This window comes from Pandoraea sp. XY-2 (assembly GCF_004193915.1).
GTDB lineage: Bacteria > Pseudomonadota > Gammaproteobacteria > Burkholderiales > Burkholderiaceae > Pandoraea > Pandoraea cepalis.
In genome coordinates, this window is record NZ_CP030849.1 from 1,939,407 (window position 1) to 1,958,329 (window position 18,923).

Below are 18,923 nucleotides of genomic sequence, written 5' to 3' on the forward strand. Positions count from 1 at the left end.
GTGACCCGATCCGCCACGCCAACGCCACGCCCGTCGTCGTTCGCCCCATCGCGGTCGCCGCGTTGGCGTGTCTGGCGGCGCTTTCGCAACCAGCGACTGGGGTATTGGAGTCTCGTCGTGTTCGTCGTGTTGTTCGGCATCAGTCTGTTTGCCGAGGTGATCGCCAACGACAAGCCGTGGGTCGTTCGCTACGAGGGGCACTGGTATTTCCCGCTCGTGGAGACCTATCCCGAGTTGACCTTCGGCGGCGATTTTCCGACGCCGACCGATTACCTCGACCCGTTCATCGAGAAGCGCATCCGCGCGGGCGATAACTTTGCGATCTATCCGCCGGTGCGCTACCACTACGACACCATCAACTATTTTTCGACCACACCCAATCCTGCGCCGCCGTCGTCGGAGAACTGGCTGGGCACGGACGATCGCGGCAGAGACGTGTTCTCACGGTTGCTCTACGGGTTCCGGTTGTCGGTGATCTTCGCGCTGGCGCTGACGGTCTCCGGCACGCTGCTCGGGGTGCTGGCCGGCGCCGTGCAGGGCTTCTACGGCGGGCGCATCGATCTGACGCTGCAGCGCCTGATCGAAATCTGGGGTTCGCTTCCGGAGCTGTACCTGCTCATCATTTTTGCGTCGATCTTCGAGCCTCATCTGTGGCTGCTTTTCGTGCTGCTCTCGCTGTTCGGCTGGATCGGCTTGTCCGACTACGTGCGCGCCGAGTTCCTGCGCAATCGTCAGCTCGATTACGTTCGCGCTGCGCGGGCGATGGGACTTTCGAACTGGCAGATCATCCGGCGTCACGTGCTGCCCAACAGCATGACGCCGGTCATCACGTTCCTGCCGTTCCGCATGAGCGGTGCGATTCTTGCGCTGACGAGTCTCGACTTCCTGGGCCTTGGCGTGCCGCCGCCGACGCCCAGCCTGGGCGAGTTGCTCAATCAAGGCAAGGCGAATCTCGATGCATGGTGGATTTCGCTGGCCACGTTCGTGGTGCTCGTGCTCACGCTGTTGCTGCTCACGTTCATGGGCGACGCCTTGCGCAATGCGCTCGACACGCGTGTAGCGGACAAGCAGGCCGCCGCCGGGGGGGCAATGTGAGCGCGCCCTTACTCAGTATCGAAAACCTGTCGGTGTACTTTGGCGACACCGAAGCCGTGAAGGACGTGAGTCTTGCCATTGGGCGGGGCGAGCGGGTCGCGCTGGTCGGCGAGTCGGGCTCGGGCAAGAGCGTGACGGCGTTGGCCATCCTGCGCCTGTTGCAGGACGCGCAGGTACAGGGACGGATCATGCTCGACGGTGTCGACCTGGCCGGCATGAGCGAGCGCGAAATGCGAGGCATCCGCGGCAACGACGTCGCCATGATCTTTCAGGAGCCGATGACCGCGCTCAATCCGCTCTATTCGATCGGCGACCAGATTGCCGAGGCGCTTGAGCTGCACGAAGGGCTTCTTGCCAGGGAGGCGAAGGCGCGCGCGGTGGAGCTGCTGCGCCGCACGGGCATTCCCGAGCCGGAGCGCCGTGTGGCGCACTTCCCGCACGAGCTGTCAGGCGGGCAACGCCAGCGTGCCATGATCGCCATGGCGCTCGCGTGCCGGCCCAAGTTGCTGCTGGCCGACGAGCCGACCACGGCGCTCGACGTCACCATTCGTGCCCAGATCGTTGAACTATTGCTGGCGCTGCAACGCGAAGCCGCCGAGACGCGTGGCATGGCGGTGCTGCTCATCACGCACGATCTGAATTTGGTGCGGCGTTTCGCGCAACGCGTCGCGGTGATGGAGAAGGGCGTTCTCGTCGAATGTGCGGACACCGAGACGCTCTTCACCGATCCGCAACATCCGTACACGCGCAAGCTGCTCGATAGTCGTCCGCAGCGGGAGATTCATCCGGTGTTGCCCATTGCGCCGGTGTTGCTCGAGGCGCGCGGGGTCGCGGTCGACTACCCGACCTCGCAGCCCGGCATGCGCGGCTGGTTTCAGCGCGGACGATTCCGCGCGGTGCATCCGGTCGATCTGGCATTGCGCCAGGGCGAGACGTTGGGCGTGGTGGGCGAGTCGGGCTCCGGCAAGTCGACGCTCGCGATGGCGTTGCTGGGACTTCAGCGCACGAGTGCCGGGCAGGTCGAATTCCAGGGCGAGCCGCTCGCCGCCTATCGTGGCAAGGCGCAGCGCACGCTGCGCTCGCGCATGCAGATCGTGTTCCAGGACCCGTTCGGCTCGTTGTCGCCGCGCATGACGATCGACGAGATCGTGGGCGAGGGGCTCGCGCTGCATCGGCCGCAACAGACGGAAGACGAGCGGCGAGCCCGTGTCGCGGACGTGTTGCGCGAGGTGGGAATCGATGCGCGTGCCATGTCGCGCTATCCGCACGAGTTCTCGGGCGGTCAACGCCAGCGCATTGCGATTGCGCGCGCGCTCGTGGTCGATCCGCAGGTGATCGTGCTCGACGAACCGACCAGCGCGCTCGACGTGTCCATTCAACAGCAAGTGCTCCATTTGCTCGCGCAGTTGCAGATCAAGTACAACCTGAGCTACCTCTTCATCAGTCACGATCTGGCCGTCATGCGTGCGATGGCACATCGTATTCTGGTCTTCAAGGACGGGCGACTGGTCGAGCAGGGGGACACGGAGTCGATATTTTTCGATCCGCAAAACGATTACACGAGGACGCTGATCGCGGCGGCCATGGGGGAGGACCCCATGACGCCCCGGTGAAATATCACGCAACGTCGCGGAACATCGGCTAAATCGCAAGGGCTTGATTGCTAATGAAAATTTTCCGATTGCACTGATTGTTTTTTTCTATTACCTTTTGACATCATGTGACGTTCACATTACTATCGCGTACCAATTAAGTTGAATATTCAACGAGTTAACAGTCAGTCAAGACGACAGGTTCGGCGGTGGGTCAGCCGGGCGTAACTCGAAGGCGTTCGACACGGCAGCATCCTGTTGCACCTGACGAGCTACTCATCGGCCATCCGACACACTCAACCCGGCGACTAATGCAGACGATCCCTCCGCGCATCCGCAAGACACTCCTTCTCGCGTTCACTGCCGCCGGCCTCGTTACCGCCTCGTTGTCGGCGCAGGCTGACGACTACAACAACGGCCCGACCGCCGCCGCCCGAGCGGCCGCTGCCACCCTCCAGGCCGGCGGTAGTTTCAGCGCTGCCCAGAGCGCGGCGACCGCCGTCGCGGCATCCGATGCGCCGCAAGCGCCTGTCGAAGAATCGCGTGTGCAACGTGCACAGAAGCTGCTCTCGAACGTGACGGACAAGGCCTCTGACGTGGTGCTGGGCGCGTTGAACTACATCGGCGTGCGCTACAAGTACGGTGGAAATACGCCGGACAGCGGTCTGGATTGCAGCGGCTTCGTGCGTTACGTGTTCCAGGACACGCTCAACTTCATGCTGCCGCGCCGCGCGGAAGAAATGAGTCAGGTGGGCGAGCGTATCGCCAAGACCGATCTGAAGCCGGGCGATCTGGTGTTCTTCAATACGATGCGTAGAAGCTTCTCGCACGTCGGCATCTATATTGGCGGCGACAAGTTCGTGCATGCCCCGGCCACCGGCGGCAAGATTCGTGTGGAAGACCTGCGTGAGTCATACTGGTCGGCCCGCTACAATGGCGCCCGCCGTGTCGAAACGCTCAAGGCCAGCGCCGAACTGACGCGCGTCGAGCAGCTCTTCAAGAACGACCACCCGATGTAAGCGTTCGATGTCCGCGGCGTTGGCGGATATCCAGACGAGACAACAAAACGAAATGCCGCCCAGTGGGCGGCATTTCTCATTTCAGGCGCCGGCTTTCTGCGCTTGGCCGGGTGCCTGGCGCGGCCCGGCGTTGCTTCGCTCAGCGCGAGGCTTGCGGCATGCCGCGCGTGGCTTCCGTCTGTGCCTCGGCGAGCTTGCGCTGGATCTGCGGCCACATCGCGGCAACCGCTTCTTCGCCAGCCAGAATGGCGCGATTGCGGCCCTGGAAGTCGGAGGCCCCCATCTTTGCCAGCGACGGACGAATCACCACGTCCGCATTCTTCTCCAACTCGTACTGCTTGATCGACTGCCCCATGATCGTGAACGTCTGCATGAGGATGTCGAACTGGCCTTGCGTGGCCTGTGCGGTCGGGTTGGCCGAAATGTCGACGGCAATCACGAAGTCGGCCCCCATCCGGCGGGCGTATTCGGCGGGCACCGGCGCGACCAGACCGCCATCGACGTAATCGCGCGTGCCGATATGCACGGGTTCGAACACACCCGGCACGCTGCTCGACGCGCGTACGGCCTGTCCGGTATTGCCGCGGCGGAACAGGATCGGTGCACCGCTCTGCAAGTCGGTGGCCACGATGCCCAACTGGCGCGGCATCTGTTCGATCGGGCGATCCTTGAGGATCTTGTTGACGTAGGACTGCAGGGCTTCGCCGCGCAGCATGCCGCGAGAGCGGAATGGCATCGTCCAGTCGCTGATCGATGCCTCATCCATCGTCGACGCCAGGCGGTTGAGCTGGAAGCCGTTCAGACCGGAGGCGTACATTGCGCCGACGACGCTCCCCGCACTGGTGCCGACCACGATGTCCGCGTGTATGCCACGGGCCTCCAGCGCCTTGATGACGCCCACATGCGCGAACCCGCGCGCTGCGCCGCCGCCGAGCGCAAGACCGATCTTCAGCGGCCGGACGACCTTCGGCGGCGCCGCCGGGGTGGCGGGGGCCGTCGGTGTCTGCGCGCTCGACGACGTGCTGTCGGCAGAGGTCACGGGCGCATTGCCCCCTGGCGCGCTCGCGCACCCGGCCAACACGGCGGCCATGGCGAGTGCGCTCAAGGCCGTGCGGGGTGAGGCGGCGAGCGGGACGCGCGCGCTGGCGAGGAAGGGCAAGAGGGGGCGCAAAAGAGGGAGCAAAAGCGAGTGCGAGTGAGGCCGCGCGGGGCGGGGGCGCCGTGGACTGTCGGTGTGACAGGGCGACGTAGTTTTCGAATCGACGACAACAAGGGGAAACTCCGGCAGGGCAGGACAAACGCGCGTGGCGCCTTCGATCCGGGGGATGGCGGGCGACTGGCGCGCGTCGACGCGCAATTTTACGGCGGTTGGAGCCGCCCGGGCGCAATTCAGTTCACTTTTCGAGGAGATCGTCGAGAGGCGCGCACCTGACCGGAACCTTTGACGGGGTGCCTCGTCTTATCAGCCGCAACCGACGGAGCGCGCCAGGTTCGGGTGCCTTCTGTCCCCAGGGGCGGCGGCCTTGAGGATTTGCCGGCCGCACCCCGCGCGCCACCGCCCCACCTAGCCGCGCCCTGCACGTTTCCCATAATGAAGATGCGAATTAACGATAATGGGAATCATTTGCAATATTGGTCATCATTCATTATCCTGTTCCTCTCTACGAAACCACGACAGCGGGGGAATGGCCCATGAAGGCGAAGACGATCGGCAAACTGGCGCGACTGACGGTACTCGGTACGTTGATGGGCGCGACATTCGGCGCGCAGGCCGACACCGGTGGCGTGCTGAACCTGTATTCGGCGCGTCATTACCAGACCGACGAACAGCTTTTCGGTGCGTTCACGCGACAGACCGGCATCAAGATCAATCGGATCGAAGCGGACGACGCGGCGCTACTGGAGCGGTTGAAGAGCGAGGGGCGAAGAGTCCGGCGGACGTCATTCTGATGGTCGACGCGGCGCGTCTGGCGAAGGCGGACGAGGCAGGGCTGTTCCAGCCGACCCGGTCGACGACGCTCGATGCGCGCATTCCAGCCAAGCTGCATGCCGCGGGCACGACGGCCGGCACTGACTGGTACGGCTTTTCGACGCGGGCGCGTGTGATCGTCTACAACAAGGACAAGATCGACCCGAAGACGGTGCAGACCTACGCCTCGCTGGCCGATCCGTCGCACAAGGGGCAAGTCTGCACCCGGTCGGGCTCGCATCCGTACATGCTCTCATTGGTGGGCGCGCTGATCGCGCGTGAAGGCGCGCCGGCGACGCAAAAATGGGCCGAAGGCATGGTGGCGAACTTTGCGCGCGCGCCGCGCGGGGGAGATACCGACCAGATCAAGGCGGTGGCGACAGGGGAGTGCAGCGTGGCGCTCGCGAACTCTTACTATTACGTGCGCATGGCGCGTTCGGAGAAACCTGAGGACAAGGCGCTGATGGCCAAGGTGGGTTTGATCTGGCCGGATCAGACGGGCAAGGGCACTCACGTGAATGTCGCGGGGGCGGGCATTGCCAAGCATGCACCGAACCATGCCAATGCCGTGAAGTTCCTGGAATATCTCGCGAGCGACGACGCGCAGCGGTACTTCGCGAACGGCAACAACGAGTGGCCCGCCGTGCCGACGACTCGCGTCGACAACCCGGCACTCGCCGCGCTGGGCCCATTCAAGGCAGAAGACGTGCCCATCGGCACCATCGCGAAAAGCCTGCCGGAAGCGCAGCGTATCCTCGATCGAGCGGGCTATAAATAAGCTGATGCGTGATCGTGGGGGCGCGACGCCCCCGCGATCATCGGCGTGCATGCAGTCAATCGACAAAGGGCACCGGGTGAATTCCGGTGCCCTTTGTCGCTAACGGTCGCTGATGACCTGTGCGATGCCGGACAATCAGGTCGATTCAGTGGATCGACCCGCGGGATCCGTGTGCTCAGGCGATGCGCTTGGCAGTGCGCTCAGTCGATATCATCGCCCGGCTGATACATATGGTAGTCGCCCGTGGCATAGACCCCTTGTAGGGCATAGGCGACTCCTCGTCGTGCTCGAGCGGGTGCGTCTCGGCGATACGCAGTGAGTCGCGCACTTGCGGCGGCTCGCATTCCGCGACCAGACGCAGCGCTTCGGCTTCATCTTCGGCCACCACGTCGTAGGTGGTGACGAACGCGGGCGGCGGGCCATCGGGATCCTCATCCTCCAGCGGCTCATACCATTGCCCTTCCACGATCAGATGCATCACGTGGGCCACATCCGATTGCGCGTCGCGTGCGGCACGCAGGGCCCACAGGGCAGTGTCGCTCCACTTGTAGAGCTGCACGGCCTCCAGCGCCGACGCAAGCGCCTTATCGTTATCGCCCGACTGCTTGTACGCCAGCGATAGCTCGGCGAGCACGTCGGCCATTGCCACGTTGCTACCTTCGTCGTCACGCTCGTGCTGGTGCAGCGATTCGTAGGTGGCAATGGCGGCCTTCGGCTCACCTTGGGCGTTGAACAGGTGCATGCGCAGTGCAATGGCGTTTTCGATGAAGGCACGTCCGGCCTGTGCGAGGTGCGGGCTCTCAAGCACACGGTCGAGACGCGTTTGTGCCGACGTGAAATCGCCGTGGCGGGTGAGGGCGTTGGCGTGATTGAAGTCGACGATGACGACGTCTTCGTCCGGCGCGCAATTGCCAGCCGCTTCGTATGCCTCGATGGCGGCCGGGAAGCGCCCCAGATCGGAGCGGTAGTTGCCGAGCAGTTGCCAGAGCAGCCAGACGCCCGGCGCATGCGCGACACCGGCTTCCAGAATGGTCACGGCCTGTTCCATGTCGTCCATATCGGCGTAGGCCATTGCCTGCACCTCATAGGCCCCGAGTACTGCATCGACTCGAGCCGCTTGCCGATCTCCAGCGCCGACTCGGGGTCGCCGGCTTCGAGGTGGGCAAAGGCTTCCGCCATCAAATCGTCTTGCTCGGACATTGCAATCTCTCCTTCGGGAACCGCGTTGGGGAACGCGTGTTGGCGGCCAGTGCGCGGTGCCGTTCCATCATATAACAGTCATCGTGACAGCCCGCGCAGCGGCGGGGGGGCGCAATGAAAAAGCCGCGACACGCGGGTCGCGGCTTTCTCTCATGACGCGCAGGGGGCGAAATCAGCCGCCGCGGCGCATCAGGTCGAAGAACTCGGCGTTGTTCTTCGTCTGCTTGATCTTGCCAAGCAGGAATTCCATGGCTTCAGCCTCATCCATATCGTAGATGAGCTTGCGCAGCACCCAGATCTTTTGCAGGATTTCCGGCTTGATGAGCAACTCTTCGCGACGCGTGCCCGACTTGTTCAGGTTGATGGCCGGGTAGACGCGCTTTTCCGCGAGACGACGCTCAAGGTGCACTTCCATGTTGCCCGTGCCCTTGAATTCTTCGTAGATCACGTCGTCCATGCGGCTGCCGGTTTCGATCAGCGCGGTGGCGATAATCGTGAGCGAGCCGCCTTCTTCGACGTTACGCGCGGCGCCGAAGAAACGCTTCGGGCGCTGCAGCGCGTTGGCATCCACACCGCCGGTGAGCACCTTGCCCGAGGCGGGGATCACGGTGTTGTAAGCGCGGGCCAGACGGGTGATCGAGTCGAGCAGAATGATCACGTCCTGTTTCATTTCGATCAGGCGCTTGGCCTTCTCGATCACCATTTCGGCGACCTGCACGTGACGCGTGGCCGGCTCATCGAATGTCGAAGCGACCACTTCGCCTTTCACCGAGCGCTGCATTTCCGTCACTTCTTCCGGGCGCTCATCGATGAGCAGCACGAAGAGCTTGGCTTCCGGATGGTTGGTGGCAATCGCGTGAGCGATGTGCTGCAGCATCACGGTCTTGCCCGACTTCGGCGAGGCCACGAGCAGACCGCGCTGGCCCTTGCCGATCGGCGCAATCATGTCGATGATGCGGCCCGTCACGTTCTCTTCACCGCGAATGTCGCGCTCGAGCAGCAGCGGCTTGTTCGGGTGCAGCGGCGTGAGGTTCTCGAACATGATCTTATGTTTCGAGGCCTCGGGCGGATGGTCGTTGACCTTGTCGACCTTCACCAGCGCGAAGTAGCGCTCGCCGTCCTTCGGCGTACGCACTTCCCCTTCGATCGTGTCGCCGGTATGCAGGTTGAAGCGGCGGATCTGCGACGGGCTGATATAGATATCGTCCGTGCTGGCCAGATACGACGTCTCGGGCGAGCGCAGGAAACCGAAGCCATCCGGCAGCACCTCGAGCGTACCGTCGCCGTAGATGGTCTCGCCGGTCTTTGCGCGCTTCTTCAGAATGGCGAACATCAGCTCCTGCTTGCGAAGGCGGTTTGCGTTCTCGATATCGAGACCGTTCGCCATTTCAAGCAGTTCGGAGACGTGCTGGGACTTTAGTTCGGATAAATGCATACGGGGGTGCCGTCCGACGGACGACAAGTGAAGGATCAGGGAAAAGTGAGCGAACGCTCGAAGAACTTTGAGATGCTTGTTGCCGGATTATATAGCAAGCAGCGCCGCGCGCAAGCACTGCGCCGCTTGTCCGGCGCCGGGCTGTCGCACTGCGGCGACAAAGGCCCGGCACCTGCCGTCATTGGCTGGGGATTACAGATGCTGGTCGAGGAAGGCGGTCAGTTGACCCTTCGCAAGGGCGCCGACCTTCTGGCCAGCGACGGCGCCGTTCTTGAACAGGATCAGGGTGGGGATGCCGCGGATGCCGAACTTGGCCGGCGTGGCCTGGTTGTCGTCCACGTTCATCTTGGCGATTTGCACCTTGTCGCCGTATTCCTTGGCCACGTCTTCCAGGATCGGGGCGATCATCTTGCACGGACCGCACCATTCCGCCCAGAAGTCGAGAAGCACCGGCTTGTCGGAATTCAAAACGTCCGCGTCGAAGCTGGCGTCGGAAATGTGCTTGATTTGTTCGCTCATGAGTATTGTTGCCTCGTCTGACTATTCGGAAACGTCCGGTGAAAACAGCGCGCTTTCACCGACGCCGGAGACGTCACCCGGCTTTCCCGGGCGTGCATTCTCCATATGGAGGCTGCAATCGCGTGCTTCAATAGCGTTCGCCAATGCAGTTTGTGCTCATCTTAGCGGAAATCGCAAACGCTTGCGCGTCGTGCCTGAGCGCGCCGCGAGGTTGCCGTTGGGAGCGCCCGCGCCCCACATTCTCGCGCGTCGGGCTTCTGTTGGCACGCCGACTCTGGTAGAATCTGTTCCTGACGGGCCTCCTCGCATGGTGGCGCGGCCAATCTGGTCAGGTCGGGAACGAAGCAGCCACAACCGTTTTCTGCCAGTGCCGAGGGTCAGGCTCGTCACCTACCCCCTTGTTTTATCAATGTTCTCAGCGCATTCGCGCACATTCCGCCTCCGCTTTCACATGCCGCGTGACGTAGCGATCGGCCGTTTCCATGGTGAATGGACAGGGCGCCGCCGTGGTTCGTCGACGCCCGCTGACGGCGACCGTGTGCGTCCCGTCGGTGCTATTTCAACGCGTATCGCGTGGGCCAGGACCGCTTGGTAGAATCGCGCAACATTTTTTTCTATCGCACCGATAGCCTGACGGATTTCCCGGACTGACAACGCCCGATTGGGCGTTGACATCGGTGCGGACGCTCAACGCCGAACTGTTACAATTTGGCATGACCTATCAAGTACTCGCGCGCAAATGGCGCCCCAAAGGCTTCTCGACCCTGGTGGGCCAGGAGCATGTCGTGCGTGCGTTGACGCACGCGCTCGAGCAACAGCGTTTGCATCACGCCTACTTGTTTACCGGCACGCGTGGCGTCGGCAAGACGACGCTCTCGCGCATTCTGGCCAAGGCGCTCAATTGCGAGACGGGCATCACGGCCGAGCCGTGCGGCGTGTGCAAGGCCTGCCGGGCGATCGACGAAGGGCGCTTCGTCGACTACGTGGAAATGGACGCGGCATCGAATCGCGGCGTCGACGAAATGACGTCGCTGCTGGAAAAGGCCGTCTACGCGCCAGCGGATGCGCGCTTCAAGGTCTACATGATCGACGAAGTGCACATGCTGACGGGGCACGCGTTCAACGCGATGCTCAAGACGCTGGAAGAGCCGCCCGCGCACGTCAAATTCATCCTGGCGACGACCGATCCGCAGAAGATTCCGGTCACTGTGCTCTCGCGCTGCCTGCAATTCAATCTCAAGCAGATGCCGGCCGGGCACATCGTGTCGCACCTCACGACCATTCTCGGCGAGGAAGGCATCGAGAACGAGACGCAGGCATTGCGTCTGCTCGCCAAGGCGGCGGGCGGCAGCATGCGCGACGCCTTGTCGCTCACCGATCAGGCCATCGCCTATGCCGCGGGACCGCTGACCGAGACGGCCGTACGCGGCATGCTCGGGGCCATCGATCAGAGCGTGCTCGTGCGTCTGCTCGACGCCCTCAACGACGAATCGCGCACCGACCTGCTGGCCGTTGCCGACGAAATGGCCGAGCGCAGTTTCTCGTTTGCGGCGGGATTGCAGGATCTCGGCAGCTTGCTGCACAAGATTGCGCTGGCGCAATACGCCCCCCAGGCCGTGTCGGACGAATGGCCGGAAGCGGCGGACGTGCGACGTCTGGCGCAGGCGTTGTCGCCTGAAGCCGTCCAGCTGTATTACCAGATCGCCACGCGTGCGCGTGGCGATCTTGGACTTGCGCCGGACGAATACACCGGTTTTTCGATGGCGCTGCTGCGAATGGCGGCGTTCACGCCGTTGCTCGCGGGCGGCACGCTGGCGGAACCGCCAACGCCGCAGACGGCGGGTGTCGCGCGGGCTGCGGCCCAGCGGCCGCACCGTCGCGGGCCCCAATGGCGGAAACGGGGCGTGCGTCCCCATCGTCTGCGGCATCGGCGTCATCGCGTTCGCCCACCTCAGCCGCTTCCGGTGCATCGTCGGCGGATTCGCCGCCTGCCGCCCCGGCCGCCCAACCCGAGGCACGCCGTGCCCCGTCGGCGCGAAGCAGTGCGCCGGCCGATGGCGCCCCGATGTCGCCCGCCCGCGCGGCCCTTGCCGCCCTCAATGCTGGACGCAAGGGCACGGCAGGGCGCGCAGCCGGCGGCGCAGGCGCCCCTCGCGGCAGCGCGTCGCGCGCCCCGGACGAGGCGCCAGCCGGTGCCGACCCGGAGCCCGAGCCTGAAGGGGCTGCCGGTGCGGTAACGGCAGCGCCTGCGGCGACCCCGCGTGCTTGCATCTATCGTGAAGCCGACGGTGTCGCACCGGTCTTTACCGGCGAATGGCCGGCATTGGCCGCCGGTCTCCCGGCACGCGGTCTTGCCCAACAACTGGCGTTTCAAAGCGAGTTGACCGAAGTCGCCGGTCGCGCGTTGCATTTGCGCGTGCCGCTGCGTCAGTTGGCCGACGCGGCCACCACCGACAAGCTGCGTCAGACGCTGACCGAGCACTTCGGCGCCGAGGTGCAACTGCATGTCGAGCTGGGGCAGGTGGGGACGACAGCGGCTTCGCTCGCCGCGCAAGCGGCGGCGGCGCGCCAAAGCGCGGCGGAACAGGCGATCGCGGACGATCCGCTCGTGCGCGAACTGATCGACGAATTCGACGCCCAGATTCTGCCGGGCAGCGTTCGCCCGTTACAATAAGGCCGTTCGCTGTCGCAATTCGGTGCCGGGTTTTCGAAGAAAATCCTCAAACGCGCGTTACACACGACGACACACGACGACACACCGCGATGCTCTGCGCGTACCGTATTCGACGCGCGGCATCCGACCTACCTCATACGATTGATTCAGGAGTCACCATGCTGAAGGGAAACATTGCAGGTCTGATGAAGCAGGCCCAGCAAATGCAGGAAAACATGAAGAAGGCGCAGGAGCAGCTTGCCCTGATCGAAGTCGAGGGTCAGTCGGGGGCGGGGCTGGTCAAGGTCGTGATGACGTGCAAGAACGACGTGCGTCGCGTGACCATCGACCCGAGCCTGCTGGCGGACGACAAGGACATGCTCGAAGACCTCGTGGCGGCGGCGTTCAACGACGCGGTGCGCAAGGCCGAAGCGACGGCGCAGGAGAAGATGGGCGGCCTGACCGCCGGTCTGCCGCTGCCGCCGGGCTTCAAGATGCCGTTCTGAGCGGTCCTCCGCCAGTTTCAAGAGATACACGACGCATGTCCCAGCTCTCGAGCCTGCAGGAACTCGCCGATGCCCTGCGCGCGTTGCCGGGGGTCGGCCCGAAGTCCGCGCAACGCATTGCTTACCACCTGCTGCAACGTGACCGCAAAGGTGCGGTGCGGCTGGGCGAGGCGCTGGTGCATGCCGCCGAGCAGATTCGCCATTGCGCGCGCTGCAATACGTTTACCGAAGTCGAGATTTGCGAGACGTGTCTCGATCCCGAGCGCGACACGAGCCTGCTGTGCGTGGTGGAAACGCCTGCCGACCAGAACATGCTGGAGCAGACGCTGACCTTCAAGGGGCTGTATTTCGTGCTCATGGGGCATCTCTCGCCGCTCGACGGCGTGGGTCCCGGCGAGATTCACTTCGAGCAACTGATTCGCCGCGCCACGGACGGCGTGGTCAAGGAAGTGGTGCTCGCCACCAACTTCACCAACGAGGGCGAAGCCACCGCGCACTATCTCGGACAGATGCTCAAGGCGCGCGGTTTGCGCGTGAGTCGGCTGGCACGGGGGGTGCCCGTGGGGGGCGAACTCGAGTATGTGGATGCCGGTACGATCGCACGTGCCGTGCTCGACAGACATACGCTCTGAGCATGACGCGCGTGTGTCGCGGTCCAACGCTGCGCGTAGGTACTGCTCCTCTCATCCAATCGGATTAGCTGTTATTCGGTATTTCTGCACCTATCCCGGTCTTCTAGACTGAACCTGCCGACTTGATGACCCACCAGCACGGGGCATTCAAAAAGTTCACAAGCGGCGCGGGGCCGTATTCCCGTCGCGTAGATCCGGTCGATGACCCAATAACTGCGCACGGGCACTGCTTAGGCAGGGAGTTAAGGTATGGCTAACGATACCGGGCGCACCCTGATTTACGCCTCCCGAAAGCACAACGACGGTCTGTTGTCTTTCCTGGGAGAGCAAGGCTGGCAAGTCTTGCCGGCCAAGAGCGCCAGCGACGTCAGTCGCATTCTGAATCCGGGGACGACCAGCGCAGCACTCATCGACCTGGCGAGCGGTTATAGCGACCGCGAGATGGGCGCATTCGAGTCCTGCATGCAACCCGCCACGGTCGGCTGGGTTGCCGCGACGAATCCCGAACAACTGACGACGAAAGCGATCCGCCGGCTGATCCGCGACTATTGCTTCGATTACGTCAACGTTCCCTGTACGAACGACCAACTCGCCCATTCGATCGGACATGCCTGGGGCATGGCATCGCTCTCGGAGGCGCAGTTCGTCGCGCCGCAAGTCGGCGGCGATCAGGAGATGGTCGGCACGTGCGAGGCGATGCAGCAACTCTTCCGCACGATCCGCAAAGTGGCCAATACCGAAGCCCCGGTGTTCATCTCGGGTGAGTCGGGCACGGGCAAGGAGCTGAGCGCCGTGGCGATTCACGAGCGCTCCTCGCGGGCCAAAGGGCCGTTCGTCGCGATCAATTGCGGGGCAATTCCGCCGCACTTGATGCAATCCGAACTCTTCGGCTACGAACGCGGCGCCTTCACCGGCGCCAATGCGCGCAAGATCGGCCGTGTCGAGGCCGCCAATGGCGGCACGCTGCTGCTCGACGAAATCGGTGACCTGCCGATCGAAAGCCAGGCGAGCCTGTTGCGCTTCCTGCAGCAGGGCGCCATCGAGCGTCTCGGCGGCCATGAAGTGATTCCGGTCAACGTGCGCATCATTTCGGCGACGCACGTCGATTTGGAGGAAGCCGTCAAAGAAGGGCGGTTCCGCATGGATCTGTTCCATCGCCTTTGCGTACTGCGGGTGGACGAACCGCCGCTGCGCGCGCGCGGGCAGGACATCGAGATCCTCGCGCACCATATTCTGCAACGCTTCAAGGGCGACAACCATCGCAAGATCCGCGGCTTCACTCAATGCGCGGTACAGGCGATGTACGAATATCACTGGCCGGGCAACGTACGCGAGCTGATCAACCGCGTGCGCCGCGCCATTGTCATGGCCGACGGCCGCATGATTTCGGCCAAGGATCTCGACTTGACGCCGTGGGTGCCGACCCTCGTGCGAACGCTCGAGGAAATTCGCGCGGAGGCCGAACGAACGGCCATCGAGCAGGCATTGCTGCGCCACTGTCATCGGCTCACGGACGTGGCGGCAGAGCTGGGCATTTCGCGCATTACCCTCTACCGGCTCATGTGCCGATATGGAATGCGTGGTGACGAATCGGGCGTGCCGGCCTGATGTCTTCTGGCGAAGAGAGGGCGGCCGTCCTGTGATGAGCAGGGCGGTCGTTTCTTTTTGGGCTCCTGAATATCGTCGCGTCGGGGCCACAAGAATGACCGGCCTACGCTGTGTTTTCACCGCTGTCCTCGCAATCCACGACTTCTGCCATCGCCAATAACGACGGGCGAATCCGGCGAACCTTCCCGCAGTCCCCTTGAACTTCTTCCATACGCATTGCGTTGTCTCTCCTGTCGAGAGCACGCGTCTCGCGGCGTCATGCGTGTGCGTCTGCGGCGCGTCGTCACCTGCGTTTTCTCAACGTCGCGAAGTCCTGCCCGCGGTCGGGGGGAACGCGCTTTGCCGCCACCGAAAATGGGCGCGGCCGGTGGTCGCGCAGACCGATCAAAGATGAAACATCCACGGCACCGTACGGCGTCGCGCCTCGCGCGGGCATCTGTGACGACGCTGTGTCGTTATGTCGCAGGCGGATAAAACTGCCGCAATTCTGTCACCGGAAGCCCTTGTCAACCGGGGCTCCAGGGCAAGCGTCGCTGGCGGCGCCGATATCGTTCGCAGTTCGGAATGTTTGTGGAATGCGTCGGTGATGTGGCATCGGCGGCCTGGCATGGCCTGCGTATCAATGCTGAAACGTTTTCGCGCATTGGCCCAGGCGTTCGACTAAGTCGAAAAATCTAACGTCAATGTTTTCAATCACTTAAGTCGGGTGGCACGGAAGTCGCTTTATTGAGCCGGGCAAGGAGGGCACAGCGATGCGAATTCTCACCACCGACATTCAGTACCGAGTACGACAAGGCGCAGGCGCGCTGGCCGCTGCCATTGCCGCGACGTTCGGTCTGTGCGCTGCACCGGCGCAAGCGCATGAATTCTCGCGCTCGCCGCTTATGCATGTGGCGATGCTGACGGGCTCAATGGTGCCGACGTCGTTTTCGACGACGCTGCCTGCGATGCGGGTCACGGATGCCGACCCTGCCATGGTGGCACCGGTCTCCGACCTGGTACCGGTCGCGGCCCGGACGACGACGGACGAAGCTCCGGCCGCTGCCGGCGGCGACGACACGAGTCCCACTGCCAGCGTCCAGGACATCGGCGTGACCGGGGTGCCCCTTGCGGCAGCCCGCATCGATGACGCACAACTCGGGAGCCAGCGCGGCCGCAATCTGCAAGGCGGCGCGATGGTCCAGTCACCTGGCATGACGCTCGCCAACGGCGTGACGTTGTGGGACGAACTGCCCGGCGCCGTGACGCCGATGCCGCGTCCGCAACAACTGTCGAGCGGCGTGAACAACGTTCAGGTGACGCGTGTGACTTACTCCACGCGGTGAATCAGATGACTCAATTCTCCCTGGTGCATGCCGGCAGCGTCCTCGCCACGATGATGGTGGCGCTGACCCCGGCGCTGCTCCCCGGCCGCGCGCACGCCGAACCGGCGACGCCCGGGGACCTGGTGATCGAACGCAATATCGGCCCGGAAGTCGCCTATCGCGGCTTGCCCCGTGAGCAGAACCCGATTGGCATCGCCGTACCGGCATTCCCGACGGGGCCGTTCAACACCGCCATGGGGGCTGTCAATCAGGTCATGGATAGTGAGTTGACGGGCCGCGCCTCGGTCGGTCTCGTCACGGGGGCCGTGCACTCCGGCATCGACCCGGTGATGGGAGTGCTGGTGGGCAATGCCCGCGGTGGCAACGCCCTCAACACCTCGAACGGCGTGGGCGGCGGCTTCAGCGCGGGCGTCGGCGGTGGCGGTGGTATCGGCAGCATCGGTACGCTCGTACCGTCAGTGATCAACTCGGCACTGGCACCGCTCACGAGCATTGGTGCGGCGGGAGCGGCGAAATGAGCGCGCATCGCCTGTCGCATCGTGCCCATCGCGCCATCGCTCTGGCGGCAGCCACCGCCCTGAGCGCCGTCGCAGGGGTGTCGTCGGCACAAGACGTGTGGATCGTGAACGGCGAACTCGCCGGCACGCACGCCACCATCGATAACGGAGTGGCGGTGGGTGTGACCGGGGCCCTTGGTGTCAATCAAGCGGCCGGCGTGAACAACGCCCAGGCCAACAGCGCGGTCATCGCCAATGGCGGCGGAGTGAGCGTCGGCGCGTCGAGCACGAATCAGCAGGCGATCGTCACCACGACGACCGGCGCGGCCAGCGCCGCAATTCAAGGCAACGCATTTTCGGGCACCTCGGGGCTGACGCAAGTCAACCAGTCGAGCGGTGCCGGCAATCTTCAACGCAACGCCACGGTCATTGTGACGGGCGATGCGGCTGGAGTGGCGAGCGTATCGGATACGGCACTATCCGCTGCGATCGCTAAGGGTGGCCCGGCTGGGCACGACAACCTCAACGATCTGTTCCGCACGGCGTCGATTTCCGGTGACGCCTTCCGCGGTGCGAACGGTGTGGTCCAAGTGAACCAGTCGGCTGGGATAGGCAATGTAACCGCAAATGTTTTTGTGCTCCGTCCCCGGCGGGCACATCTTTTTAACTGGGTAACTCTCTCGTCAAGGAGATGGTCATGAAAACGAAAGCAATTGCAGCGGCCGCACTGCTGGTAGCAACGGGTTCCGCCATGGCGTACCCGTCTCATCACCAGCAATACAGCTTCTCGTTCATCGGCAACGAAACCAACGTTCTGAACCTGGTCGGCATTTTCGGTCTGGTCGGCATTCGCGGCTGCGTCACGGTGGACAACACCGGCAACGCTGTCGTGCAAAGCAATCAGAGTGTCGACGCGCATCACGTGCATCTCACGGGGCCGCTGCTTGGCAGCTACGTGACGGGCGACGTGACGTACGGCGTGCATTCCAAGACCACGACGGTCTCGAACCAGGGTAGCGCGTATCTGCTCGCCGGTTCGACCACGACGTCGTATGACAACACGACAAAGTGGGTGAACGCCGAGGCCAATGGTCACCTGAACACCAGCCAGTCCTTCCAGGCCGGTGCCGGCTATATCGCGGGTGAGTCCCACTCCGGCTCAGGTGGTTTCGTTGCCGGTGGTGGATATGAATACTCCAATATTGCCGGTGGCGGAGGCGCTATCGGTGGCGGTCATTTCTGGCTGCCGGGCGGAGGCGGCGTGTATGGCGGCTACATCTTCGGCAACTTTGGCGCTGGCCAGGGCGCGGTGTGGGGCGGCTACGCCTACCATCAGCAAGAGCAGGAGGCCGCTGGCTTCCTCGCGGCAGGCTTCCTGAACACGCAGAAGAGCTTCGACGCAGGGTTCCACGGCTTGTTCAACTATGGTCAGGCTTCGGTCCATAGCGAATCGATCGCCGCAGGCGCACTGTGGGGTTTCTCCGACACGTACATGAAGTCGACCACGTGGGTCCACGGCTCGATCACGTATCACATCAACACGGCGCAGTACCAGACGATGGGTGCCACGCTGGGCCACGGCGCATTGGCTAACGCCAACGGCAACATCGGTGTGAACGTGGCGGCAGGTGCCGACAACGCGCAGGCCAACAACGTCGCGATCGCTTCGCTCAATGCCCAGCCGGTATATGCCTCGGCACAGGTGTTCGCGAACCAGTCGTCGCGGGGTTCGGCCAGCATCTCGCAGTTCTATGTCACTTCGAGCGTGGGGGATAACGCCCTCGCCGGTGCGACTGGCAATGTGGGTGTGAACGTGGCCGCAGGTGTGGGCAACGTGCAGCAGAACGGCCTGGCCGCCGCCGTCTCGCAAAGCGGGCACGGCTGGTACTCGGGCGGTGCGGCCAACTCGACGGCGCAAACCGACCAAATGGCCTCGATGCACGCTTCGGGCGACTTCATCGCCAATGCTTCGCTGGGTAACGGCGCACTCGCGTACGCCAGCGGCAACATCGGTGTGAACGTGGCTTCGGGCATCGGCAACGTGCAGAGCAACAGCCTCGCTGTCTCGGCAATCAAGTGAAGTACCGAACCGGTC

Annotated in this window: 15 protein-coding genes, 1 other RNA gene and 2 pseudogenes; 13 read left to right on the forward strand and 5 right to left on the reverse strand. The window is 63.6% G+C overall.

Features of this window, described 5'->3' with window-relative positions:
- From DRB87_RS08875 to DRB87_RS08885, 3 genes are all read left to right on the forward strand, one after another.
- A complete protein-coding gene (locus DRB87_RS08875) occupies positions 1–1,095 on the forward strand; it encodes an ABC transporter permease (protein ID WP_130025639.1) in 1,095 nt (364 codons plus the stop codon).
- A complete protein-coding gene (locus DRB87_RS08880; protein ID WP_130025640.1) occupies positions 1,092–2,708 on the forward strand; it encodes an ABC transporter ATP-binding protein in 1,617 nt (538 codons plus the stop codon). Before DRB87_RS08875 ends, DRB87_RS08880 begins: the two co-directional genes overlap by 4 nt.
- Positions 2,709–2,998: 290 nt before the next feature.
- The gene (locus tag DRB87_RS08885) at positions 2,999–3,706 is read left to right on the forward strand and encodes a C40 family peptidase (protein ID WP_130025641.1); all 708 of its coding nucleotides are present in this window, start codon (positions 2,999–3,001) and stop codon (positions 3,704–3,706) included.
- Between the two features lie 139 nt (positions 3,707–3,845).
- Here DRB87_RS08885 and DRB87_RS08890 read toward each other — a convergent pair whose 3' ends face one another.
- A complete protein-coding gene (locus DRB87_RS08890) occupies positions 3,846–4,796 on the reverse strand; it encodes a patatin-like phospholipase family protein (protein WP_130027796.1) in 951 nt (316 codons plus the stop codon).
- Positions 4,797–5,398: 602 nt separating this feature from the next.
- Here DRB87_RS08890 and DRB87_RS08895 point away from each other — a divergent pair.
- A pseudogene (locus DRB87_RS08895) lies at positions 5,399–6,453 on the forward strand (extracellular solute-binding protein).
- A 175-nt stretch (positions 6,454–6,628) separates the two neighbouring features.
- Here the strand turns inward: DRB87_RS08895 and DRB87_RS08900 are convergent.
- The 4 genes from DRB87_RS08900 to trxA all read right to left on the reverse strand — a co-directional run bounded on the left by DRB87_RS08900 (position 6,629) and on the right by trxA (position 9,607).
- Entirely contained in the window at positions 6,629–7,525 is an 897-nt protein-coding gene (locus DRB87_RS08900; RefSeq protein WP_130025642.1) for a lipopolysaccharide assembly protein LapB, read from the reverse strand.
- Positions 7,486–7,653: a hypothetical protein gene (locus DRB87_RS23020; RefSeq protein WP_165385264.1), complete on the reverse strand. Its 168-nt coding sequence runs from the start codon at positions 7,651–7,653 to the stop codon at positions 7,486–7,488. The genes DRB87_RS08900 and DRB87_RS23020 overlap by 40 nt, the downstream gene beginning before the upstream one ends.
- A gap of 172 nt (positions 7,654–7,825) precedes the next feature.
- On the reverse strand, positions 7,826–9,088 hold the full coding sequence (gene rho, locus DRB87_RS08905) for a transcription termination factor Rho (protein WP_026132103.1): 1,263 nt from the start codon (positions 9,086–9,088) through the stop codon (positions 7,826–7,828).
- Between the two features lie 192 nt (positions 9,089–9,280).
- Complete coding sequence (trxA, locus tag DRB87_RS08910) at positions 9,281–9,607, reverse strand: thioredoxin TrxA (RefSeq protein ID WP_010807316.1); 327 nt, start codon at positions 9,605–9,607, stop codon at positions 9,281–9,283.
- Between the two features lie 292 nt (positions 9,608–9,899).
- On the opposite strand from trxA, the gene ffs reads away from it, so the two are divergent.
- From ffs to DRB87_RS08955, 9 genes and pseudogenes are all read left to right on the forward strand, one after another.
- Positions 9,900–9,998: signal recognition particle sRNA small type (ffs, locus tag DRB87_RS08915), an RNA gene on the forward strand.
- A gap of 322 nt (positions 9,999–10,320) precedes the next feature.
- A pseudogene (gene dnaX, locus DRB87_RS08920) lies at positions 10,321–12,281 on the forward strand (DNA polymerase III subunit gamma/tau).
- A 158-nt stretch (positions 12,282–12,439) separates the two neighbouring features.
- Entirely contained in the window at positions 12,440–12,766 is a 327-nt protein-coding gene (locus DRB87_RS08925; RefSeq protein WP_017231405.1) for a YbaB/EbfC family nucleoid-associated protein, read from the forward strand.
- Positions 12,767–12,801: 35 nt separating this feature from the next.
- Positions 12,802–13,398 (forward strand): recombination mediator RecR, encoded by a 597-nt coding sequence (recR, locus tag DRB87_RS08930; protein ID WP_017231406.1) that lies wholly within the window; start codon positions 12,802–12,804, stop codon positions 13,396–13,398.
- A gap of 249 nt (positions 13,399–13,647) precedes the next feature.
- Positions 13,648–15,006 (forward strand): sigma-54 dependent transcriptional regulator, encoded by a 1,359-nt coding sequence (locus DRB87_RS08935; protein ID WP_130025643.1) that lies wholly within the window; start codon positions 13,648–13,650, stop codon positions 15,004–15,006.
- Between the two features lie 752 nt (positions 15,007–15,758).
- Complete coding sequence (locus tag DRB87_RS08940) at positions 15,759–16,331, forward strand: hypothetical protein (RefSeq protein WP_130025644.1); 573 nt, start codon at positions 15,759–15,761, stop codon at positions 16,329–16,331.
- A gap of 5 nt (positions 16,332–16,336) precedes the next feature.
- Positions 16,337–16,849 (forward strand): hypothetical protein, encoded by a 513-nt coding sequence (locus DRB87_RS08945; protein ID WP_130025645.1) that lies wholly within the window; start codon positions 16,337–16,339, stop codon positions 16,847–16,849.
- Positions 16,846–17,529 carry a hypothetical protein gene (locus DRB87_RS08950; RefSeq protein WP_130025646.1) on the forward strand — a complete coding sequence of 228 codons (684 nt, stop codon included), beginning with the start codon at positions 16,846–16,848 and terminating at the stop codon, positions 17,527–17,529. The genes DRB87_RS08945 and DRB87_RS08950 overlap by 4 nt, the downstream gene beginning before the upstream one ends.
- Positions 17,526–18,908, forward strand: coding sequence for a hypothetical protein (locus DRB87_RS08955; RefSeq protein WP_130025647.1), 1,383 nt, complete (start codon positions 17,526–17,528; stop codon positions 18,906–18,908). The genes DRB87_RS08950 and DRB87_RS08955 overlap by 4 nt, the downstream gene beginning before the upstream one ends.
- Positions 18,909–18,923: the final 15 nt, after the last annotated feature.